At 67.7% G+C, this 22,025-nt stretch carries 22 protein-coding genes, 1 tRNA gene and 1 riboswitch; of the genes, 13 read left to right on the top strand and 10 right to left on the bottom strand.

The window, feature by feature from the left end:
• Positions 1-28 precede the first annotated feature (28 nt).
• Together AJAP_RS04010 and AJAP_RS04005 are read left to right on the top strand one after the other, a co-directional pair.
• Positions 29-550 carry an isochorismatase family protein gene (locus tag AJAP_RS04010; RefSeq protein ID WP_038508242.1) on the top strand — a complete coding sequence of 174 codons (522 nt, stop codon included), beginning with the start codon at positions 29-31 and terminating at the stop codon, positions 548-550.
• A 3-nt stretch (positions 551-553) separates the two neighbouring features.
• Positions 554-946, top strand: coding sequence for an NUDIX hydrolase (locus AJAP_RS04005; RefSeq protein WP_038508241.1), 393 nt, complete (start codon positions 554-556; stop codon positions 944-946).
• Positions 947-949: 3 nt separating this feature from the next.
• Here AJAP_RS04005 and AJAP_RS04000 read toward each other — a convergent pair whose 3' ends face one another.
• The 3 genes from AJAP_RS04000 to AJAP_RS03990 form a co-directional block, all read right to left on the bottom strand.
• Entirely contained in the window at positions 950-1,588 is a 639-nt protein-coding gene (locus AJAP_RS04000) for an LppU/SCO3897 family protein (RefSeq protein WP_038508240.1), read from the bottom strand.
• Positions 1,589-1,670: 82 nt separating this feature from the next.
• On the bottom strand, positions 1,671-2,264 hold the full coding sequence (locus AJAP_RS03995; RefSeq protein WP_026466989.1) for a TetR/AcrR family transcriptional regulator: 594 nt from the start codon (positions 2,262-2,264) through the stop codon (positions 1,671-1,673).
• A 98-nt stretch (positions 2,265-2,362) separates the two neighbouring features.
• Positions 2,363-3,313, bottom strand: a complete 951-nt coding sequence (locus AJAP_RS03990; RefSeq protein WP_038508238.1) for an acyl-CoA desaturase — start codon at positions 3,311-3,313, stop codon at positions 2,363-2,365.
• Positions 3,314-3,486: 173 nt separating this feature from the next.
• Here AJAP_RS03990 and AJAP_RS03985 point away from each other — a divergent pair.
• From AJAP_RS03985 to AJAP_RS03965, 5 genes are all read left to right on the top strand, one after another.
• Positions 3,487-3,558 (top strand) — tRNA-Gln (locus tag AJAP_RS03985).
• Between the two features lie 43 nt (positions 3,559-3,601).
• Complete coding sequence (locus AJAP_RS03980; RefSeq protein ID WP_038508236.1) at positions 3,602-5,350, top strand: GGDEF domain-containing protein; 1,749 nt, start codon at positions 3,602-3,604, stop codon at positions 5,348-5,350.
• 44 nt (positions 5,351-5,394) lie between these two features.
• Positions 5,395-6,882 (top strand): bifunctional UDP-N-acetylglucosamine diphosphorylase/glucosamine-1-phosphate N-acetyltransferase GlmU, encoded by a 1,488-nt coding sequence (gene glmU, locus AJAP_RS03975; RefSeq protein ID WP_037340648.1) that lies wholly within the window; start codon positions 5,395-5,397, stop codon positions 6,880-6,882.
• A complete protein-coding gene (locus AJAP_RS03970) occupies positions 6,879-7,859 on the top strand; it encodes a ribose-phosphate diphosphokinase (protein ID WP_037340645.1) in 981 nt (326 codons plus the stop codon). The genes glmU and AJAP_RS03970 overlap by 4 nt, the downstream gene beginning before the upstream one ends.
• A 129-nt stretch (positions 7,860-7,988) precedes the next feature.
• Positions 7,989-8,864, top strand: coding sequence for a TIGR03621 family F420-dependent LLM class oxidoreductase (locus tag AJAP_RS03965; protein WP_038508234.1), 876 nt, complete (start codon positions 7,989-7,991; stop codon positions 8,862-8,864).
• Here the strand turns inward: AJAP_RS03965 and AJAP_RS03960 are convergent.
• Together AJAP_RS03960 and AJAP_RS03955 are read right to left on the bottom strand one after the other, a co-directional pair.
• On the bottom strand, positions 8,858-9,475 hold the full coding sequence (locus AJAP_RS03960) for an NAD(P)-dependent oxidoreductase (RefSeq protein WP_038508233.1): 618 nt from the start codon (positions 9,473-9,475) through the stop codon (positions 8,858-8,860). The two genes, AJAP_RS03965 and AJAP_RS03960, sit on opposite strands and share 7 nt — an antisense overlap.
• Positions 9,476-9,571: 96 nt before the next feature.
• Complete coding sequence (locus tag AJAP_RS03955) at positions 9,572-10,693, bottom strand: hypothetical protein (protein WP_083649832.1); 1,122 nt, start codon at positions 10,691-10,693, stop codon at positions 9,572-9,574.
• 339 nt (positions 10,694-11,032) lie between these two features.
• On the opposite strand from AJAP_RS03955, the gene AJAP_RS03950 reads away from it, so the two are divergent.
• The 4 genes from AJAP_RS03950 (at position 11,033) to AJAP_RS03935 (ending at position 13,093) form a co-directional block, all read left to right on the top strand.
• Complete coding sequence (locus AJAP_RS03950) at positions 11,033-11,638, top strand: 50S ribosomal protein L25/general stress protein Ctc (protein WP_038508231.1); 606 nt, start codon at positions 11,033-11,035, stop codon at positions 11,636-11,638.
• Positions 11,639-11,648: 10 nt separating this feature from the next.
• Positions 11,649-12,245 carry an aminoacyl-tRNA hydrolase gene (pth, locus tag AJAP_RS03945; RefSeq protein ID WP_038508230.1) on the top strand — a complete coding sequence of 199 codons (597 nt, stop codon included), beginning with the start codon at positions 11,649-11,651 and terminating at the stop codon, positions 12,243-12,245.
• A 159-nt stretch (positions 12,246-12,404) separates the two neighbouring features.
• Positions 12,405-12,764 carry a DivIVA domain-containing protein gene (locus AJAP_RS03940; RefSeq protein ID WP_038508228.1) on the top strand — a complete coding sequence of 120 codons (360 nt, stop codon included), beginning with the start codon at positions 12,405-12,407 and terminating at the stop codon, positions 12,762-12,764.
• Positions 12,764-13,093 (top strand): DivIVA domain-containing protein, encoded by a 330-nt coding sequence (locus AJAP_RS03935; RefSeq protein WP_038508226.1) that lies wholly within the window; start codon positions 12,764-12,766, stop codon positions 13,091-13,093. Before AJAP_RS03940 ends, AJAP_RS03935 begins: the two co-directional genes overlap by 1 nt.
• A gap of 60 nt (positions 13,094-13,153) precedes the next feature.
• Here AJAP_RS03935 and AJAP_RS03930 read toward each other — a convergent pair whose 3' ends face one another.
• The 5 genes from AJAP_RS03930 to rsmA all read right to left on the bottom strand — a co-directional run bounded on the left by AJAP_RS03930 (position 13,154) and on the right by rsmA (position 20,218).
• Entirely contained in the window at positions 13,154-14,845 is a 1,692-nt protein-coding gene (locus tag AJAP_RS03930; protein ID WP_038508223.1) for a fatty acyl-AMP ligase, read from the bottom strand.
• A 51-nt stretch (positions 14,846-14,896) separates the two neighbouring features.
• Entirely contained in the window at positions 14,897-16,669 is a 1,773-nt protein-coding gene (locus tag AJAP_RS03925) for an ABC-F family ATP-binding cassette domain-containing protein (protein ID WP_038508222.1), read from the bottom strand.
• A 67-nt stretch (positions 16,670-16,736) separates the two neighbouring features.
• Positions 16,737-17,702 (bottom strand): 4-(cytidine 5'-diphospho)-2-C-methyl-D-erythritol kinase, encoded by a 966-nt coding sequence (locus AJAP_RS03920; RefSeq protein WP_007028772.1) that lies wholly within the window; start codon positions 17,700-17,702, stop codon positions 16,737-16,739.
• A 122-nt stretch (positions 17,703-17,824) separates the two neighbouring features.
• Positions 17,825-18,835: a methionine ABC transporter ATP-binding protein gene (locus tag AJAP_RS03915; protein WP_038522356.1), complete on the bottom strand. Its 1,011-nt coding sequence runs from the start codon at positions 18,833-18,835 to the stop codon at positions 17,825-17,827.
• Positions 18,836-19,048: 213 nt separating this feature from the next.
• Positions 19,049-19,139, bottom strand: a riboswitch (SAM riboswitch).
• Positions 19,140-19,381: 242 nt separating this feature from the next.
• Positions 19,382-20,218 (bottom strand): 16S rRNA (adenine(1518)-N(6)/adenine(1519)-N(6))-dimethyltransferase RsmA, encoded by an 837-nt coding sequence (rsmA, locus tag AJAP_RS03910; protein ID WP_038508220.1) that lies wholly within the window; start codon positions 20,216-20,218, stop codon positions 19,382-19,384.
• Positions 20,219-20,258: 40 nt separating this feature from the next.
• Here rsmA and AJAP_RS03905 point away from each other — a divergent pair, with 40 nt between their 5' ends.
• On the top strand, positions 20,259-20,825 hold the full coding sequence (locus AJAP_RS03905; protein WP_038508218.1) for a GNAT family N-acetyltransferase: 567 nt from the start codon (positions 20,259-20,261) through the stop codon (positions 20,823-20,825).
• Between the two features lie 161 nt (positions 20,826-20,986).
• Positions 20,987-22,012 carry a DUF222 domain-containing protein gene (locus tag AJAP_RS03900; protein ID WP_051972335.1) on the top strand — a complete coding sequence of 342 codons (1,026 nt, stop codon included), beginning with the start codon at positions 20,987-20,989 and terminating at the stop codon, positions 22,010-22,012.
• Positions 22,013-22,025 lie beyond the last annotated feature (13 nt).

Raw genomic sequence — 22,025 nt, 5'->3', positions numbered from 1 at the left:
CAGCATAGGGACCACTAGGCTTCCCCTCATGACGAAGATCGACCCGGCGACGACGGCGCTCGTCCTGATCGACCTCCAGACCCGGATCGTCGCGCTGGAGACCGTGCCGATCGAAGGCACCGAAGTCGTATCGAACGCCGTCCTGCTGCGAGACGCTTTCAGCGCGGCCGGCTCGCCGATCGTCCACGTGCGGGCGCACCGGCCGGACGTCGACGAGCAGCCGCCCAGCAGCGAACTGGTCGCCGAACTGACACCTCGCGAGGGCGAGCACCTGATCACCAAGAACACGATCGGCGCGTTCTACCGCACCGGACTCGACGAACTCCTGCGCGGACTCGGCGTGAAGACGCTGGTGCTCGCCGGCATCGCCACGGAGTACGGCGTCGAATCGACGCTGCGGGCCGCGATCGACCACGCCTACGAGACCATCGCCGTTTCGGACGCGATGGCGGGCATCGCCGCGATCTCCCACGAATCGGCGATCACGAAGGTGTTCCCGCGGCTGGGCGAAGTGCTCACGACCGCCGAAACCGCCGCGGCGCTGGGCTGACCCATGATCGACAAAATCGCTTTGCTGTCTTTCCAGGACGGCCGTGTCCTCGGCGCCCGCTCGCGCGGCAAATCCGTGTTCTACCTGCCCGGTGGCAAACGCGAACCCGGTGAAACCGACGCGGAGACACTGATCCGCGAAATCCGCGAGGAACTGAACGTCGAGATCGATCCGGCGACGATCGAAAACGCCGGATCGTTCGAGGCGCAAGCCGACGGGCACGCGTCAGGACTCGTGGTCCGGACGACCTGCTACCTCGCCGAATTCAGCGGAACACCCACGGCCAGCAGCGAAATCGAGGAAATCGCGTGGCTGGGCCATGCGGACAGGGACCGGCTCTCCGCGGTGGGCAAGCTCATCTTCGACCACCTGCGGGAGACCGGCCTCCTGCGCTGACCGCTACTTCTTGAGGTCGTCCAGGCACAGCACCCGCGACTGCGGGAGCGTGCCGCCCGACCGCTGCCACTGGATCTTCTCGTCGGTCGACGGCACCTGGGTGCACACCGTGCTGCCGTCGACCAGGAAGGTCGCGCTCTTCTCGATGGCGAGGACCTTGTACCGCGCTGTCGCGCAGTCCTCCTTCGTGAGCTTCTTCGCGTCGACGACGCCGTCGGGGAGGCAATCACCGACCACCGGCGCCCGCTCGCCCGGGTTCTTCAGGTCTTCCAGGCAGAGGAGGGTGCCGTCAGTGGCCCCCTTCTTTCCTTGGAAGAAGTAGGCGTCCGTCGTCGGGTAGTCGTCGCATTCGGACCCGCCAGAGAGCCTGAGCCCGATTTCCGACTTGTTCTCCTGTTTTCCGACGACCTTGAAGGTGGCGTCCGATGTTCCGCATTCGGTGTTCTTGACGCTGTCCGCGTTGTCGACACTGCCCTTCAGGCAAGCGCCGACCTCGGTGCTCGACGCCGTGAACGGATTCGCGACGAAGAACGCGATCAGGGCGATGACGCCGAAGATGCCCAAGCGGATGACGGGCTTCAGCCACGTTCTCTTCTTCTGCGGCACCATCTGTTCGACGGCGGGCGCGGGATAGTTCTCCACGGTTGTTCCCCCAGGTAAATGATCTCTATGGGGGACGTAGCGCTCACCACCCGGGAAACGTTACTGCCGCGCGACGCAGGTCTCAGTGCAGCCGCAGCTTGGGCTTGTGCTCCAAATTGGACAGACCGTTCCACGCCAGGTTGACCAGATGCGCGGCGACCTCGTCGCGCTTCGGTTTCCGGGCGTCGAGCCACCACTGCCCGGTGAGCGCCACCATCCCGACGAGCGCCTGCGCGTACAGCGCGGCCAGCTTCTCGTCGTAGCCCCTGGCGGCGAACTGCTGCGCGAGGATGTGCTCGACCTGGCTGGCGATGTCGTTCAGCACCGTCGAGAACGTGCCCGTGGAACTCGCGACCGGCGAATCCCGCACCAGGATGCGGAAGCCGTCGTGCGAGTCTTCGACGTAGGAGAGCAACGCGATCGCCGCCTGCTCCAGCATCACCCTCGGGTGTCCACCGTGGAGGGTGGAGACCATCCGGTCGAGCAGCAGCTGCGTCTCGCGGTCGACGACGACGGCGTAGATGCCTTCTTTTCCGCCGAAGTGCTCGTAAACCACCGGTTTGGAGACGTTCGCGCGGTGCGCGATCTCCTCGATGGACGTTCCTTCGAAACCCTTCTCCGCGAACAGGGCCCTGGCGACGTTGAGCAACTGCTGCCTGCGCTCGCTCCCCGTCATCCGCACCCGGGCCACCGGAGCGACAGGACGCGCCCCGGTGACCGCTTCACGTTTGGTCCGCCTTCTCCCCGCCATCGCAGAAGACTAACGCGACCTCGCTATTTGCTTTCAGCGGCGATGCGCGCGAGGCGCTGCGGGGTCGGCCAGCGCACGTCGTAGGCCCAGCCGAACTTCTCGAAGATCCAAATGAGCCGCGCGGAAAGGTCGATCTGGCCGCGCTGCACCCCGTGCCGCGCCGAGGTCGGGTCGGCGTGGTGCAGGTTGTGCCACGACTCGCCGAAGGAGAAGATCGCCAGCGGCCAGAAGTTGGCCGATTTGTCGCGGGCGGCGAACGGGCGCTCGCCGATCATGTGGCAGACCGAGTTGACCGACCAGGTCACGTGGTGCAGCACGCAGACCCGCACCAGCCCGGCCCAGAAGAACGCGGTCACCGCGCCCCAGAACGACCAGGTGATCAGTCCGCCCAGGATCGCGGGCAGCACCAGGGTGAGCAGGCTCCACAGCCAGAAGAGGTCGTCGACCTTCTTGATGGCCGGGTCCTTCACCAGGTCCGGCGCGAACCGCTCCGCGTTGGTCTGGTCGCGCTCGAACAGCCAGCCCATGTGCGCGTGCCAGAACCCCTTGGCGATGGCGAGCGGCGAGGTGCCGAACAGCCACGGCGAATGCGGGTCGCCGTCGCGGTCGGAGAAGGCGTGGTGGCGCCGGTGGTCGGCGACCCAGGTGATGACGGGGCCCTGGACGGCCATGCTGCCGGCGATCGCCATCGCGACGCGCAGCCACGGCTTGGCCTTGAACGAGCCGTGCGTGAAGTAGCGGTGATAGGAGACGGTGATTCCGAGGCCGCTGATCGCGTAGAAGACCACGAACAGGCCGACGTCGACCCAGGTCAGTCCCCAGCCCCAAGCGAACGGGACGGCCGCGAGCAGCGCGGCGAGCGGGAAGATGACCCCGAGGTAGACCGAGAGCTGCACGGCGCCCGATCGTTGTCCGTCGATTACCGGTTTGGGGCCCTTCGCGGGCTTCTGGGAACGGTCGAGGGTAGCCGTCATGCAGTCACTTCTTTTCTACGCGCAACCCTGAGGGTTTCCCTAAGGGTGACCTTACCTACGATGCCGTAAGTTACGGTACAGGAGGTTTCGTCCCCTGTGGAGTGCCCGCGACGGTGAGGCCACCCCCGGGCGCACGTGGACGTCCCCGACATGGCTATCCTGACCAGGATCGATCCGCCGTAGTGTAATCGGCAGCACTTCAGATTTTGGTTCTGACAGTTCAGGTTCGAATCCTGGCGGCGGAGCAGACGAACAGATGACCAGCGGCGTTTTCAACGGTGGGGGTGTGTGCGGCTGACCGAGGACGCGACGACCAGTGGCAGGCGGCCGGCGCTTGCGGAGATGTCCGACGCCTGGCTCTACGGCCGCGCGCGCGAACTCGGTGCGGCCATACAGCGCGTCACCTTCGCCGAGCAGCTGGACATCATCACCAGCCTCGACGAACTCCTCGACGAGACGCAGCGCCGCGGCGAACCCCTGCTGGTCGCGCAGCTGCTGCGTTACTCCGCGGCGGCCAGGCTGGTCACCCGCGGCCTCGCCGCCGAAGCCGAACCCAGGCTCGACGAGATGCTCGCGCACACCCGGCGGCACGGTCTCGCGCTGATGCGGGCCGACGCGCACGCCATGCGCGGCCGTCGGCTGGTGATCGCCAAACAGGAGGACGCCGCCCTCACCGAGATCGCCAGGGCGCTGGCCATCCTCGATGATTCCGCGGTCCCGGACCGTCAGATCGGCAGGCGCAACTGGGACCGGATGCTGTCCACGACCCTGGTCGACTGCTGGCTGGTGCTGAACCAGCTGGGCGTCTACGAGGCGGCCGAGGAGGCCATCGCCCGCGCCGCGCAGGCGATCCGCGACAGCGCCAGCCCGCACGAGATCGCGCTCCAGCTGATCAACCGGGTCAAGATGCTGCTGGGCTGGGGCCTGCGCCTCGAACGCATCGAGCGGTACGACGAGGGGGCGGACAAGTTCCGCACCGCGGCGTCGATGGCCCAGGCCGCCGAGGGCCCGTTCACCGAATCGCTGTTCCCGCGCAAGGCCGGGGTGCCCGCGATCGACCAGGTCGGCGTGCTCGCCGCCGCGGCCGCGCTGGCCTCGCCCGATTCGTCGCATATCGAGCGGCTGACCTCGCTGCTGCATCCGGAACTGGTGTTCCCGCACGAACGCGAGATCATCGCCATCGCACTGGCCCGCTGCCTGGACAACGACGGCCGCCGCGAGGACGCGCTGCAGGTGCTCAAAGAGGTCCGCGAGGACAACGAAGAGGGCTCGCTGCCGTCGATGCGGTTGAACCTCGCCCGCGAGCTGGCCAGGCTCGACACCACGCCGGACTACGCGTCAGGGGCGAGCCAGTCGCTGATCGACTACGCGACCATCCTGGAAACGGAGATGTGGTCGCTGCGGGAATCGCAGATCGCCACGCTCAACGCGCGGCGGGAGCACGAGCGGCTCTCCGCCGAGCACGGCGCCATCACCCAGCAGGCGCTGCAGGACCCGCTCACCGGGTTGCCGAACCGGCGCGCGCTCGACGAAAAGCTGCGTTCGCTGGCGTCGTCCGCCGACGCCCAGCCGCTCGCGGTGGCGCTGGTCGACCTCGACGGATTCAAGGACGTGAACGACAAGCAGTCGCACGCCGAAGGTGACAACGTGCTCCGTGTCATCGCGAGCACGCTGCGCGACGCCCTGCGCGGCGACGACGTCGTCGCCCGCTACGGCGGAGACGAGTTCATCGTGCTTCTACCTGGGGCTCCGGCCTCCGCGGCGAAACAGGCGCTGGGTCGTTCTGTGAATGCCGTCGCATCTCTGCCGCACCATCTTTCGCACGGCGTCACCCTCTCCGTCGGCCTTGTCTCGCTCCGCCCGCAGGAACGGGCCGAACAGGTCCTCGCGCGCGCCGATGCGGCCATGTACCAGGCGAAACGCGGCGGCGGGAACCAGGTTTCGTCGGTGAACTCGATGGCCATCGATCCGGTGACCGGATGGCCCGGCGAGGATGCTCCGACCGACCCCGCGTGGGACGCCGAGCAGCCCACGTAGGATCAATGCCCGACAACCACCGTTGGTGAAATGTTGGGAGTGCCGTGACCGGCCCGCTGAGCACGTTGATCCTCGCCGCGGGTGAGGGCACCCGCATGCGCTCGTCCACCCCGAAGGTGCTGCACCCGATCGCCGGCCGCCCGTTGGTCGAGCACGCGGTGCGGGCCGCCGCGGGACTGAACCCGGAGCACCTGGTCGTCGTCATCGGCCACGGTCGCGACTCGGTCGGCGCCCGGCTGGCGAACGTCGGCGAGGCGCTCGGCCGCGAGGTCGTCACGGCCGTCCAGGAAGAGCAGAAGGGCACCGGGCACGCCGTCTCGTGCGCGCTCTCGGCGCTGCCCGCGGGGCTGACCGGCACCGTCGTCGTCAGCTACGGCGACGTCCCGCTGCTCGACACCGAAACGCTCGCTTCCCTGGTCGCCGAGCACACCTCCACCGGAAACGCGGTCACCGTGCTGACCGCGGTCGTCGAGAACCCGACCGGCTACGGCCGGATCATCCGCGACGAAAACGGCGTCGTCACCTCGATCGTCGAGCAGAAGGACGCCACCCCCGAACAGCACGAAATCGCCGAAATCAATTCCGGCGTCTACGCCTTCGACGCCTCGGTCCTGGTCGACGGGCTTTCGAAGCTTTCGACCGACAACGCCCAGGGCGAGCTCTACCTCACCGACGTCCTCGGCATCGCCCGCGGCGACGGCAAGGGCGTCGGCGCGCTGGTCATCGACGATCCGTGGGTGACCGAAGGCGTCAACGACCGCGTCCAGCTCTCCGTCCTCGGCGCCGAGCTGAACCGCCGGATCGTCCGCGGCTGGCAGCGGGCGGGTGTCACCGTCGTCGACCCGGCGAGCACCTGGATCGACGCGGGCGTGACCTTGTCGCGCGACGTCGTCATCGAACCCGGCGTCCAGCTGAAGGGCTCGACGTCGGTCGGCGAGGGTTCGCAGATCGGCCCGGACAGCACTCTGGAGAACGTCTCCGTCGGCGCGGGCGCGTCGGTGGTGCGGACGCACGGTTCCGATTCGGAACTGGGCGACGGTGTGAAGGTCGGCCCGTTCACCTACCTGCGTCCCGGCTCCAAACTGGGGACCAAGGGCAAACTCGGCGCTTTCGTCGAGACGAAGAACGCCGACATCGGCGCCGGCACGAAGGTCCCGCACCTGACCTACGTCGGCGACGCGACCATCGGCGAGAACAGCAACATCGGGTGTTCCAGCGTCTTCGTCAACTACGACGGCGTGAACAAGCATCACACCACGATCGGCTCCCATGTGCGGCTCGGCGCGGACAACACGTTCGTCGCCCCGGTGACCATCGGCGATGGCGCTTACAGTGGGGCAGGCACCGTGATCAGGCAAGACGTGCCCCCGGGCGCGCTCGCCGTGTCCACCGGGCCGCAGCGCAACATCGAAGACTGGGTGTCCCGGCGCAGGCCGGGCACACCCGCGGCGGAAGCAGCTTCCGCCGCGAAGCAGGACACCACCGCCGTGTCCGATTCAGATAAGGGAAACGACGGGGAGTCGCCAGCATGAGCTCGAAGTCCGGAACACCGAAGAAGAACCTGATGCTGTTCTCCGGGCGCGCGCACCCGGAGCTCGCGGAAGAGGTGGCCAAGCACCTCAACGTGTCGGTCGTCCCGCAGACCGCGCACAATTTCGCCAACGGGGAGATCTTCGTCCGGTTCAACGAATCGGTGCGCGGGACCGACGCGTTCGTGATCCAGAGCCACCCGGCGCCCATCAACGAATGGGTGATGGAGCAGCTGATCATGGTGGACGCCCTCAAGCGCGCGAGCGCCAAGCGGATCACCGTGATCATGCCGTTCTACCCGTACGCGCGGCAGGACAAGAAGCACAAGGGCCGCGAGCCGATCTCCGCGCGCCTGATCGCGGACCTGTTCAAGACCGCCGGCGCCGACCGGATCATGACGGTCGACCTGCACACCGCGCAGATCCAGGGCTTCTTCGACGGTCCCGTCGACCACCTGCTCGCGCAGAACGTGCTGGCCGCGCACATCAACAAGACCTACCAGGACGAGAACATCACCGTCGTCTCGCCGGACTCGGGCCGGGTGCGGCTCGCCGAGAAGTGGGCGGCGCAGCTGGGTGACCGGCCGATCGCCTTCATCCACAAGACCCGCGACCCGGACAAGCCGAACCAGGCCGTCGCCAACCGCGTCGTCGGCAAGGTCCGCGGTCAGCTGTGCGTGCTGATCGACGACATGATCGACACCGGTGGCACGATCGTGAAGGCCACCGAGGCCCTGCTCGACGAAGGCGCGGCCGACGTCGTCATCGCCTCGACCCACGGCATCCTGTCCGACCCCGCCACCGAGCGGCTGTCGAACTGCAAGGCGCGCGAGGTGATCGTCACCAACACGCTGCCGATCCCGGAGGAGAAGCGGTTCCCCGGGCTGACCGTGCTGTCCATCGCGCCGCTGCTGGCGCAGGCGATCCAGCAGGTCTTCGAGGACGGGTCGGTCACGTCCCTCTTCGACGGCAACGCCTGATCCCCGACGAAGCAAGGGACCTTTGCTCTCACTCTCTTTCGGAGAGTGGTAGCAAAGGTCCCTTGCTTCGTTTTCGGCTCCTCGCGAAACGGCGCGCGCCAGGCCTTCCCTCGTGGCTAGGTTTCCGGCATGGGGAAATTCAAGTTCGGCGTGAACCTGTGGGGCGCCGAGAGCCGCGAGAACTGGGTCGCGAAGTGCCGCCGCGTCGAGGCCCTCGGATACGACGTCATCTCCGTGCCGGATCACCTAGGCCCAGGACGGAACTCGCCTTTCCCGGCGCCGACCATGGCCGCCGCCGTGACTCAACGGCCCCGCGTCGGCACTCTCGTCTCCAACGTGCCCTTCTACAACTTCGCGCTCTTCGCGCGCGACGTCGTCACGACGGTGAAGATGACCGGCGATCGGCTGGACCTGGGTCTCGGCTCCGGTCACATGAAATCGGAATTCGACGATGCAGGCCTGCCGTGGATCCCGGCCAAGGAACGTATCGAGTACCTCACCAAGGGCCTTGACCACCTGCGTGAACACTTCGCCGCCGAAGGGATCACGCCCCCTCCGCTGCTCCTCGCGGGCAACAGCGACGGCGTGCTCTCCCTCGCCGCCCGCGAAGCCGACATCGCCGGCTTCGCGGGCCTTCGCCAAGCACCGGGAAAGCCGCCGGGAACCTTCCGGCTCGACGACGCCGAACGCATGGACGAGCGCATCGCCTTCTTCCGCTCACACGCGAACGGCCGGGATCCCGAACTGAACGTGCTCGTCCAGCGGGTCGTGGTCACGGACGACCGGCGCGCGGCCGCCGAGTCCTGGCGCGAAGAGCTGAAGGACCAGGACAGCCTCGACGTCGACGCGGTGCTCGAAACTCCCCAATTGCTGTTCGGGACCACCGACGAGATGGTCCGGCAGCTCCAAGAGCGTCGCGAGCGGTACGGCTTTTCCTACATCACGGTGTTCGAGCCGATGCTGGAAACGTTCGCGCCGGTCGTCAAGGAACTGTCCGGTCAGTAAGCGACGCAGAAACGCTGGCGGCGGCGCTCCGGCTTGTCGATCTCGTCGACGAACGCGATCGCGTAGTCTGCGCCGCTGATCTTCGATCCACCGTTCTCGTCGGTCAGGAGCACGTCGCCGCCGAGCCGGAACTCGCCGGTCCGCTCGCCCTCGGCCCACGCGCCGAACTCCGCGGCCGGGCTGACGTAGAACCAGTCGACGTCCTCGGGAAGCTTCCGGAACGCCTCCAGCACCTCGGCGTGCGCACCGGCCTCGCCCTTGTACTCGTCCGGGAACTCGGGGGTGTCGATCAGGCGCGGCCCGCCTTCGGCCACCTTCAAGCTGCCGGCCCCGCCAACGACGCCGATCCGCGCTCCGTTGTCCTTCGCGGCCTGGGCGATCGAGGGCACCGCGTCGAGCAGACCGCTCTGCCCGTGAACCGCGATGACCAGGACGTCCGCGCCCTTGGCGACGTCGGCCAGGAAGGCCTCGTCGTAGAGCGAGCCCGCCTTGGTCCCCTCACCCTCGGCGTTCCTCGACACCGCCAGGACCTCGTGGCCGCGGCCGCGTGCCTCCGCGGTGATCTTTCCGCCCGCGTACCCGGTTCCTCCGAACACAACCAACTTCGCCATCGCGTTTCTCCCTTTTCATCGGCGACCACGCCGATGCTAAGAACGCAAGATCGGCTACTTCAACGTATGCAACGCACCCCGGGGTGAGTGTGCAGGTCAGCCACCCAGCGCGGCGAACTCGGACTTGAGCTTTTCGCGGACGGCGTTGACGTCGACCGCCGCCCGGACCTCGCCGCGTGCCGAAGGCTTCGCCTGCACCTGGTAGCTGGCGTTCCGATTCGGCAACTTGAACTTGACCTCGCAGGTCATGCTCGTCGTGGCGCCGGGTGCCGCGTCGGCGTTCGCCGTGCAGCTCTGCGCGCCGAGGGATTGAGCGGTGAAATCGACGGTCAGCGTCAAATGCACGGGCGTCCCGCTCACGCCACCGATGACGGTGTTGGCGACGTCGATGGTCGCCCGGCAGTTCCCGACGAAATCCGTGCAGTCCAGCTTGTCGTTGACGACGCTGACACTCACCTGGGCGAGCGCGTCGAACGGCTGCCCGATTCCCCCGATCGCGCCGTCCAGATCGGTCTGGAGCTTTTTGAGCGCGTCCCCGGCGAGCGGTTCGACCAGCATCTCGGCACCGAGCGTTTTACCGCCCGCCGCGGCGACGAGGGAAGGCGCGAAACTGACCACGCGGTGCGGCGCGGCGGTGGTCACGCGCAGTGCCCCGAGCCCGCTCCCGACGTCGTAGACCTCGGTCCCGTCGGGCAGCTTCGACCGGACCGGATCGGTCAGCGGGTCCATCGCCGACACCGCGGTCCTCAGTGTCGACGCGGCCCTGCGCGGGCTGAGCACCTCGACCGCGTTCACCGGCAGGTCCGAGCCGTCCGTACGTACCCAGTTGGTGCCGTACTGCTCACTGTTGCCGAGCCCGTGCGCCTTCCAGTACTCCGGCGTCGCCGAGAGGTACAGCTGCTTGTCGGCGGAGATGATCTGAATCGGCTGACCGTCGACCGGGAGGGCCCCCTGCGCGCTGCCGCTACGGGTGATCCGGAACTGCAATTCTGCGGGTTTGCCCGAAGCGTCCTTGATTGTCGACTTGTAGACGACGGCGGGCGCTTGCTCAAGCGCCTTCAAGGCACTCTCGACGGCGCCGCGCTGTTCGGCGCGCCTGTCCACTCGCTGCTGTTCGGCGGGCGAGATCCCCGCCGCCCCGTCGATGGCGACGTCGCAACCCGCCAGGAGGCAGCACAAGGCGGCGATCGCGCCGATCCTCGACCGTCGTGCCGCCATTCCGCCCCCTTTGTCTCGAGTGCGAGGAGATCACACCTTAGAAAAGGGGTCGCGCACCACCGCATCCGCGGGTTCCCGAAGCAGCTGTCACCGACTTGTCACCTGAACGAGCCACCCGGCGGGACCCCGGCGCGACCGCTTGGTCTACACTTTCCCGGTCTCGGCGAGGCGGGTTCCGTGAGCACCTGGTGCCCGACGTGATCGACGCGGCGGCTTGAGTGGCCACACGCGGTCGAGCACGCCTGTGGAATTCGCCGCCGAACACCCGAACCGCCCGAACCATCCCCACCTCAGCATGCTTTCGCTGAACATGTTGGTGAATTGAAGGAGTGCTACACCGTGTCCGAGGTAACCCTGTCCGTCGAGCCCCGCACCGAATTCGGCAAGGGTGCCGCGCGTCGCACGCGTCGCGCCGGCAAGATCCCCGCGGTGCTGTACGGGCACGGCTCGGAGCCGCGCCACTACGCCCTTCCCGCCCTCGAGTTCGCCCGCGTCGTGCGTGAGAACGGCAGCAACGCCGTCATCACCCTCGAGCTCGAGGGCAAGAGCGAGCTGGCGCTGACGAAGACCATCGTCGTCCACCCGCTGAAGAACTACATCGAGCACGTCGACCTGCTGGTCGTCATCCGCGGCGAGAAGGTCACCGTCGACATCCCCGTCGTCGTCACCGGCACCCCCGGCCCGGGCACCCTGGTCACCACCGACCTCGACGCCATCCAGATCGAGGTCGAGGCGCTGCACATCCCCGAGCAGGTCGAGGTCTCGGTCGAGGGCGTCGCTGCCGGCACCCAGATCAACGCATCGGACGTCATCCTGCCGAAGGGTGCCTCGCTGGTCACCGACCCCGAGGCGCTGGTCGTCGCCGTGAACGAGGCGCCGTCCGAGTCCGCGCTCGAGGGCGAAGAGGCCGAGGCTGCGGAGACCCCCGCCGAGGACGCCGAATAAAGTCACCGGTGTGACCGAAGCAGTACTTCCCGGGGCCGGCGAGCAGATCCTGCTCGCCGGCCTCGGCAATCCCGGCCCCCAATACGCGGGCAACAGGCACAACGTCGGCTTCATGGTGCTCGACGAACTGGCCGGCCGCGTCGGCGGCAAGTTCAAAGCGCACAAGAGCGGCGCCGAAATCCTCGAAGGCAGGCTGGCCGGCCAGCGAGTGGTTCTGGCCAAGCCGCGTTCGTACATGAACCTCTCGGGCGGCCCGGTCGTGGGCGCGGCCCGGTTCTACAAGATCCCCCCGGCCGGTGTCGTGGTCGTCCACGACGAGCTGGACGTCGACTTCGGCGCGCTCAAGATGAAGCTGGGCGGCGGCGACAACGGACACAACGGTCTCCGCTCGATCACCAAATCCCTGGGCACGAAGGATTACTACCGTGTCCGTTTCGGCGTCGGCAGGCCTCCGGGGCGGCAGGATCCGGCCGATTTCGTGCTGAAAGACTTCTCGACGGTCGAACGCAAAGAGCTCGCTTTCGAGATCGATCGTTGCGCCGACGCCGTTGAAGCGCTTATCAGCACCGGTCTCGCGGCGGCCCAGAACACCTTCCACGCTGGGTGAATCCGCTCACATGGCGGTGCGTTACAGCTCGTCACTCGAAGGCGTTTCACCACGCCCCTGATCGAGTCGTGGAATAGGGCGAGCTCTTCCGGGGAACTCTCAAACCCGTTAGGACGGAATGCGGAGATCGCATTCCCCACCGAAACCGGAGAGAGTTTCATGTCGTTTACGGCCGAAGACATCACCGGCGCCACTTTCCCCAACGCCCCGATCGGGCGGCGCGGATACGCCAAACACGAGGTCGACGCGTTCCTGGAACGGATCGCCGACACGATCTCGGACCGGGACGACCTGACGGCCGCCGAGGTCCACCACGTCATGTTCTCGCGTCCGTTGATCGGGAAGCGCGGCTACGACGAACGCGAAGTCGACGATTTCCTCGACAAGGTCGAGGGGCAACTCGCCCACCGGACCGGCCAGCACGCACTCCACGTGCCCGGCGCCCGCGAAGAGGACGAAGCCACCGCCGAACGCGCCGTTCCGGACCGCGGTCCCATCGAGACCCTCCGGGAGCGCTAGTGCCCGTCACCGCGTTCGAGGCCAGAACCCGGCAGTTCGACAGGGCGCCGATCGGTGCGCGTGGCTACCACGAACCCGCGGTCGACGCCTTCCTCGAGCGGGTCGCGGCGACTCTCGACGGCGACGACGACCTGTCGGTTTCGGACGTCCACAACGTGGCGTTCGCCAAAGCGCCGCTCTCGAAACGAGGCTACGACCCGGCAGCCGTCGACGCGTTCCTGCGAGACGTCGAGGGGACGCTGGCCGGGTTGTCCCAGTCCTCCGGCTACTACATAGCGCCTGCCCTGGAGCACACCCATAACCGCAAGCCCCTGTGGCGACGTCGCTGACCAACGGGAGGTGCCGCGAAAGGGCCGGGCCGCGATACTCGCGGGCCCGGCCCTTTCGTCTCAGCTGGTCGCCGCGTTCTTGGCGATCTTGTCCGCGAACTGGACGGCGGTCGCGGCCCGCTTCACCTTGCCCGAAGGCGTCTTCGGCAAGCTCCCCGCAGGGAGCACCACAACGGCGAAGGGCCGCATGTCGACGGCGCCGCGCACCTTGGCCGCGACCTCCTTCGCCAGCGCCTTCTCCGTCTCCGGGTCCCCGGCGAGTTTCGATTCGACGACGACGGCGAACCGCTCCCGTCGGCTGCCGGCATCGAGCCGCACGGCCACGGCGTTCCCCGCGCGCACCCCTTCGACCGAAGTCGCCGCCCGTTCGATGTCGGTCGGATACAGGTTCCGGCCGCCCATGATGATGACGTCCTTGCGACGGCCGCAGATCACGATCATGCCGTCGACCAGGTAACCGAGGTCGCCGGTGAGCAGCCAGCCGTCCTCGTCCTGTGTCGCGAGCGGACCTTCCATGGTCAGGTACCCCGGCGTCACGGCCTCGCCGCGCAGTCGGATCTCCCCGACCTCGCGTTCCCCGAGCACGGTTCCCTTGTCGTCGACGATCTCGGCCTCGAGCCCGTCGAGGGGCGGCCCGAGCACGGCGAACGACCGGACCTCGTCGGTCCCACGGCGCGAGTCGCCCTCGGGGACCGGCACCGCGCGGTTGTCCGTCTCGAGCGCATCGGCTTCGACGACGTCCAGAGTCAAGCCGGTGAACAACGGCGCGAACGAAACCGCGAGAGTCGCCTCCGCCATGCCGTACGCCGGGAAGACGCATTCGGCGGGCATTTTGAAGCGCGCCCCGGCATCGACGAACGTCTGCACGGCCGTTTCGTCGATCGGCTCGGCGCCGTTCAACGCGATCCGAAGCTTCGAGAGGTCGTACTCGTTGTCATCCTCGACGCGGGCCATCCGCCTGCCCACGATCGCGTACGCGAAGTTCGGCGCGGCCGTAGTCGTGCCGTTGTACTTGCTGATCAGCCGAGGCCAGATCAACGGTCCCGACAGGAACTCGAGCGGCGTGATCTTGACGAGCTCGACTCCGAACGTCATCGGGACCGTCAGGAAGCCGACCATCCCCATGTCGTGGAAGGTGGGCAGCCACGAGACCATCACGTCGACGTCGAAATCGAACTCGGCCCGATCGACCATCGCCTTGACGTTCGAATACAGGTTTCCGTAGGTGATCTGAACGGCCTTCGGGTCGGCCGTGGACCCGCTGGTCAGCTGCAGGAGCGCCGTGTCCGATTCGGCCGTCGGTACGGGCTCCGCCAACGGTTCCGCTTCGAGCAGCTCGGTGATGACCTGGAAGGCAATGCCGTGCTCGGTGAGCACCGGCCCCAGCTGGTCGAACGGCTCGCCGAGCAGAACCAGGCCGGAACCGATCATCCGCAGCACGCGAACGGTGTCCTCGGCCCATTCCGCGAGGTCGGTGCGCTGCGTCGGCTGGTGCAGCATCGTCACGCTGCCTCCGGCGAGCCAAACCGCCTGAACCGTCGGCGCGATCAGCGACGGCGCCGCCGCCAGGACCGCGACCGCTTTACCGGGCTCCAGCCCGGCCGCCACCAGACCCCCGGCGACCCGCTTGGCCTGCTCGTGGATCTCGGCCCAGGTCCGCCGAACCGGCTCCTTGGGCTCCCCGGTGACCATTCCCCGCTGCTGACCTCGCCCCGCCGCGGTGGCGACGAGCGTGTCCACGAACCGACTCATGCGCGTCACACTACTGTCCGCGCTGGAAGACCCGCGCGCCGTCGTGTGAACTCATTCGATCGCTTCGGAGGTCTCAAGCCACTGAGCTTCGACCTCCTCTTTCTCCGTTTCGACAGCCTTCAGTTCGGTGTTCAGCTCGATGAGCTTCGTAGGATCGGTCGCCGCGGCGAGCAGCGCCGCATGCAACTTCTCTTCCTTCGCGTGCAGCTGGTCGAGCTTGCGTTCGAGACGGGACAGCTCCTTCTGCGCCGCACGCTGCTCCGCGGCACTCTTCTTGGGCGCGGAGGCCTGAGCGTTGCCCGCCTTCCGGTCACTGCCCGCCTTTTCGAGGCTCTTGGCGCGCCGGTCCAGGTACTCCTCGATCCCGCCCGGCAAATGGGTCACCTGCCCATCCCCGAACAGGGCCACGATCGTGTCGCAGACGCGTTCCACCAGGTACCGGTCGTGCGAGACGACGACGAGGCTGCCCGGCCAGGAATCCAGCAGGTCTTCGAGCTGCTGCAAGGTGTCGATGTCGAGATCGTTCGTCGGCTCGTCGAGCAACAACACGTTGGGCTCGGCCATCAGAAGCCGGCACAACTGCAGGCGGCGCCGTTCGCCACCGGAAAGGTCTTCGACCGGCGTCCACTGCCTCGCCGCGGGGAACCCCAACTTCTCGGCGAGCTGCGAAGCGGTGAGCTCCTGCTTGCCGAACACGACCCGGCCGGACACCTCTTCGATCGCCTGCAGCACGCGCAGATCACCTGGCAGGTCGTCGAGCTCCTGCCGCAGGTGGGCGAGGCTGACCGTCTTGCCCTGGATGCGTCGCCCCGTCTCGGGCTCCTTGTCGCCGCCGAGCAGCTTGAGGAGCGTCGTCTTGCCCGACCCGTTGACGCCGACCAGACCGACCCGATCGCCGGGCCCGATCCGCCAGGTGACGTGATCGAGCAGGGTGCGGTCGCCGACGGTCAACGTGGCGTCCTCGATCTCCAGCACGGTTTTGCCCAGCCGCCGACGCGCGAACGCCTGCAGCTCGACCGAATCACGCGGCTCCGGCACATCGGAGATCAGCGCCTCAGCCGCCTCTACGCGGTAACGCGGCTTCGAGGTCCTAGCCTGCGGGCCGCGACGCAGCCACGCGAGCTCCTTACGCGCCAGGTTCTGCCGTTTCTCCTCGGCGGTCGCCGCCAGCCTCGCCCGTTCGGCCCGCGCGAAGATCCAGTCCGCATACCCGCCTTCGTACTGCTCGACGCGGCCGTTGGTGACCTCCCAGGTCAGGCTCGCGACCGTGTCGAGGAACCACCGGTCGTGCGTGACGACCACGACCGCGATCTTGCGGTTCAGCAGGTGATCCGCGAGCCAGCGCACGCCTTCGACGTCCAGGTGGTTGGTCGGCTCGTCGAGGACCACGAGGTCCAGTTCGCCGGTGAGAGCGGCCGCCAGCGCCACCCGTCGGCGTTCGCCACCGGACAGGTTCGCGGTTTCCTTCTCGACGCCTAGAGCGGTGATCCCCAGACCGTCCATAATGGACCGGACACGCGCGTCAGCGGCCCACTCGTGCTCCGCGCCGTAGCGTTCCAGCACGACATCGCCGACAGTGCTGCCGGCGGGAAGCTCGGTCCGCTGAGTGACCACGGCCATCCGCAAGCCACGGACCTGACTGACCCGTCCTGTATCCGGCTCGCTGATCCCCGCGAGAACCTCCAGCAGCGTCGTCTTCCCGCCCCCGTTGAGACCGACGACACCGATACGCTGCCCCTCCGCCACACCGAGCGAAACACCGTCGAGCAGCGGGCGCACCCCGAAGGACTTGCTCACCGACTCCAGGTTGACCAAGTTGGCCATGCCTCAGCCGATCCTTTCCGAAAAGCTTGCACCACAACGAATTAGTCGATGTCCATTTCGGACACCCTCACGCGTGCACCCGCGGCGGTGACGGCCGCGGCGCGTCGTCGCCGCCGACCAGCCGCGCTCCGGGCACCGGCCCGTGCGCGACGCGTACCGTGCGGCAGACACCCGCGCCGGACAGCTCCGCGGCGACCTCGACGGCCGACTGGGCATCCGCGCACAGAAAGGCACAGGTCGGTCCGGAGCCTGAGACGGTGCCGGCGAGCGCACCCGCGTTGACCCCCGCCCGCAAGGTACGACGCAGCCCCGGCCGCAACGAGACGGCGGCCGCCTGAAGGTCATTACCCAGAAGCAGCGCCAGCTGCCGCGGGTCACCGGACGCCAGCGCCTCGACCACCGGAGTGTGCGAACCGATCCGCGGCGGGCTGCCCTCTTCACGCAACTTGTCCAGCTCGCCGAACACCCTCGGCGTCGAAAGACCTCGCTGGTCGAAGGCCAGAACCCAATGGAAGGTGTGCCGCGACAAGACCGGCACCAGCTGCTCACCTCGGCCGGTGCCCAACGCGGTCCCGCCGTAGAGCGCGAACGGGACATCGCTGCCGAGCTTCGCGGCGATACCCGCCAGTTCGTCTCGGGAGATGTCGAGCTTCCAAAGCGACGCGAGCCCCACCAGGGTCGCGGCCGCGTCGGCGCTGCCACCGGCCATCCCGCCCGCCACCGGGATGCCTTTGCGCAGTACGACCCTGACCTTGGACTCGCCGTCCGCCTTGCCGACGTGTGCCGCCAGCGCCTGCGCCGCCTTCCAGGCGAGGTTGTTCGCCCCTGTCGGTACGGAGCCTTCGCCTTCGCCGTAGACCTCGACACCGGGATCCTCGGTGACCGCGACGGTCACCTCGTCGGTCAAAGAAAGCGCCTGGAACACGGTCACCAGCTCGTGGTAACCGTCCGGGCGTACGTCACCGACCGACAGGTGCAGGTTGACCTTGGCGGGAACCCTGACGGTTACTGGGGGCGGTACGACGGCGAGCACCCGTCAAGCCTACGTGGCCGTTCCACTTGCGCTGTCACCAGGAGAAAAGAGAACAGGACGAGTCGGACACGAACGGGCCGCCCCGGACGGATTTCGTCCTGGGCGGCCCGTTCGTGGAGGAATCAGGCAGCGACACCCTGCGGTCCGCGGACCGGGTGGGTCACGTGGCCGCCGCGCTCGGCGATCCAGGCGAGCGCGGCGTCCGCACGCTCACCGCGGACACCGAGACGGAACCGGCCAACCGGCGTGTCGCCGATCCGGGTCAGGCCACCGCCGATGGTGGCGAGTTCGACGTCGAAGCGACCGGCGGCCTCCGGGAGCAACGCACCGACCGAGGCGAAGCCGACCAGCACGACGTCCACCGCGCGGTCGTACTTCGAGGCCTGCGCACGCCCGGTCTCGATCGCGGGAAGCAGCGCCTGCGCAGTACGGCTGTTCGGGTCGGAGACCAGGTCGAGCACGGTCCCGCGTTCGATGATCGCCCCGGCTTCCAGAACCGCGACGTCGTCGCAGACACGGCGAACCACGCCGGCGTCGGGAGTGGTGAGCAGCACGGTGACTCCGAGCTCGGCACGGGCCCGGTCGAGCACGGTGAGGACCGCGCCGGACTCCTCGGCCTGCACGCCGGCGGTCGGGTCGTCGGCCAAGAGCACGGACGGCCCGGCGGCCAGCGCCTTGGCGATGGCCACTCGGCGCAGCTGCCCTTCGGACAGGTCGCCCGGCCGCTGCCCCGCCCGGGGGGTGAGCCCGACCAGGTCGAGCAGGTTGCCGACCCGGTTGCGCCGCTGCGGCCCGTCGAGACCGAGCTGTTCGAGCGGCGAAGCGATGTTGCCGGCGATGGTGCGCTCGGCGAGCAATTCCGGTTTGGTGCTCACGACACCGACCTGCCGCCGGATCTCGCGCAGACGGCGTCCGTCGAGAGTCCCTGTGTTGAGGCCGTCGAGGCGGACGACGCCACGGTCGGGACGCTCCTGAAGACCGATGCAACGAGCGAGGGTCGACTTGCCGGAGCCGGCCGGGCCGACGACTCCGAACAGCGAGCCCGCTTGGATGTCCACGCTCACATCGCGCAGCGCGACGACGGGATTTCCGTTGAGGGGAAAGGATTTGGACAGGTTTTCGACAGTGATCACGAGAGGCTCCATGCGAATGGGGCGCTGCTTCTTTCGAGCGCGCCGACCGTCACCGAGTGACCGTCCGGAAACGGACGGTTTTCAGAGGTAAGGGAGAAGGACTCAGGCAGTAACGGTGGAGCGTCGACACGCACTTACCGTGCGGCGACCTTCATCGACGACACGTCGCCTGGTCAGCAGGAGCGGGTGGGTGACCCTGTTCATTAGGCAAAGCCTCCATCGGTCCTGGCTGTAGCACCTGCCCTGTGGAGGGTGGTTGCTGCGACTTCGGCGAGCCAGGTCTCTCAGTCGCTCGGGATGGCTCACTGAGTAAAACCGATCCCACTGGATGAAAGCAAGCGCGTAGGCGCAGATCACACGTCTGGTCGCGTCCATAATACAGGATGGGGCGTCCAGATAATGGAACACAGTCAGGCGCCTTCGACTTGCGCCAGGCGCGCTACCTGCTAAGACAACGCCGGCTCATACAGATCGAGAAGGCTTACGCACGTGCCGACGTGGCGCGGCTGACGTTCGCGCGGTGCCGGTCACATCCGAGGCAGGCGATCAACCGGCGACCGCGGCAATCCGCGCGAACTGGTGGACATCCAGCTGTTCACCGCGGGTCTTGGGGTCGATTCCCGCCTTCTCGAGCAGCTCCCCCGCGCGTTCGGCGGAACCGGCCCATGACGCCAACGCGGCACGCAAAGTCTTCCGCCGCTGGGAGAAGGCGGCGTCGACCACCGCGAACAATCGCTCCCGGTCCACGGACGACACCACCTCGCCCCGTTCGAAAGCGACCAGTGCGGAGTCCACGTTCGGAACGGGCCAGAACACCGCGCGAGGCACCGCGGCGACCTTGCGCGCCTTTCCGTACCAAGCGAGCTTGACGCTGGGGACGCCATAAGTCCGGCTCCCCGGGCCGGCCGCCATCCGGTCCGCGACCTCGGTCTGGACCATCACGAGACCGCTGGTCAGCGACGGCAGTTCAGCAAGCAGGTGAAGCACGACCGGAACTGCGACGTTGTACGGCAGGTTCGCGACGAGCGCCGTCGGACGCGCGGGCAGGTCGTCGGACGTGATCCGCAACGCGTCCGCGCCGACGACCGTCAGTCGTTCGGCCCCGCCCCGTTCGGCTGCGGTATCCGGCAATCGCCCAGCCAGCACAGGGTCGATTTCGACCGCGACGACCTCGGCGCCGGTCGCGAGCAGTCCGAGGGTCAACGAGCCGAGGCCCGGCCCGACCTCCAGCACGACGTCGCCTTCACCGACCCCCGAGAGGTCGACGATGCGTCGCACCGTATTGGGGTCGTGCACGAAGTTCTGGCCGAGCTTCTTGGTCGGACGTACGTCCAGCTCGGCCGCCAGCGCCCTGATCTCCGCAGGACCGAGCAGTTCAGTCACCCGACGATCGTAACCAGCCCCGGTGGGCCACGATTGGCCGGTGGACGACGTTGTACTCGAAGGCGAGAAAGTCCGGCTGCGCGACTGGAGGCCCGGCGACCTCCGACCGCTTCGCGACCTACTCGATCCCACGCGGCCCTGGCATGAAACGAACGGGCCCTATTTCGGCACCCCGACCGCGGCGGCGGCCGACTCGACGGCACGCGAACTCACCACGCCCAAGACCGAGCCCGTCGATCCCCGCACCAGCCTCGCCGTATGCGATCTGAAGGACGGCAGGTTGATCGGCAGGGTCAGCTGGTACTGGGAAAGCAGGCAGACCGACTGGCGGCGGATGGGGTTGGCGATCTACGACGAGCGGTACTGGGGCGGCGGATACGGCACTGAGGCCTTGCGCCTGTGGACGACCTATTTGTTCGCTCGCACCGACACGCTCCGCCTGGACTTCGCCACGTTCTCGGGGAACCCGGGGATGATCGCCGTCGGGCGGCGGCTGGGGTTCGTGGAGGAAGGCCGGTTCCGGCGCGCGCGACGCTGGGCCGGAGGCGTGCATGACGCCGTCGTCTATGGGGTGCTCCGCGAGGAGTGGGACCGGATGACCGGATGACCGCGGAGCTGTGATCCCGCCCCCACCATCCGTATGGCGTTTTCGAACCGACACGTATCCCACTCCCGTGTGATCGGCGCAGGTCAGCGCAGGCGGAGCGTAATGATCATCCACCCGATCGATACCGTGCATTCGTTCGAATCTGCCTCGACAATCGAGGGATGACCAGCAAAAACAATCCCAAGGCCTTCCCGCTCAACCTGCCGGAAGGTGACGCCGAACTGCTCCTCGACGAGTTGCAGACACGGCTACGCGAAGGGCGACGTCTGTTCGCCGAAGTCGGCCAGATCCTGGCCGAGATCGAGTCACGTGGGGTCCGAGACCTCTACGGATACAACTCGATCGCCGCCTTCTACGAGCATGTGGCTCGAGTGCCTCGAGCAGAGGCTCAGAGAGTGACCGGCAGAGCGCTCGCGCTCAATTCGAGACGGGCGCGCGACGGCACGACGATCGACCCCGTCGCGCCGTTGACCGGTGAATCGGCCAGCACCGGCGCGTTGGCCGAGGCCGGTATCGACCGGATCGTCACCGTCATGAAGAGGCTGCCGGACCACCTCGACGCGGACGAGCGGCTTGAGGCCGAAAAGGGCCTGGTCGAACTCGCGGGCGTCGCAAGACCGCGCGACGTCACGATGGCGGGCACCGACCTGCTCGCGCGACATGATCCGGATGGGAAGCCCAAAGACGATCCCGAGCCGAAACGTCAGCGAAGCGAATTCTGGTTGCGCCAGAAACGGACCGGCCGCTGGGACATGCGCGGAAACCTCGACCCCGAGACGGGCGCCCGCCTGAACGCGCTCCTGGTGCCGCGTGCGTATCCGGCTCCCGGCGAAGTAGCCGACGACCGTGCGCCCGCGGAGAGACGCGGCGACGCGTTCGCGGAGATCGTCGATCTCGCGGAGGCCGGCCCGGACATCCCCGCGCCCCGGCAGACCGCGGAGCGGGTCACTGAGGAGCCTCAGCCCGCACAGCCCAGCGAGGAACCCGCGAGCCGCCCTAAGCCCACCCAGATGCCGCCACAGGGCCGCCAGAGCCCCTACCGCGGCAGCGGCGAGGGCGTTCAAGAGTCCGCCGCGACTGAACGATCCCGGAATGTCGCTCACCTGCGTCCCCCTCGATGGTGGGCACGACTGTCGAGACCGAGATCCGGGAACGCGGCGCAACCTCATAAGCCTTTAACGGCCTGAAGGCCACCTTGCG

Source organism: Amycolatopsis japonica (genome assembly GCF_000732925.1).
Lineage (GTDB): Bacteria > Actinomycetota > Actinomycetes > Mycobacteriales > Pseudonocardiaceae > Amycolatopsis > Amycolatopsis japonica.
The sequence above is the reverse complement of the archived record's forward strand: the minus strand, read 5'-3'. Positions and strand labels throughout refer to the sequence as shown.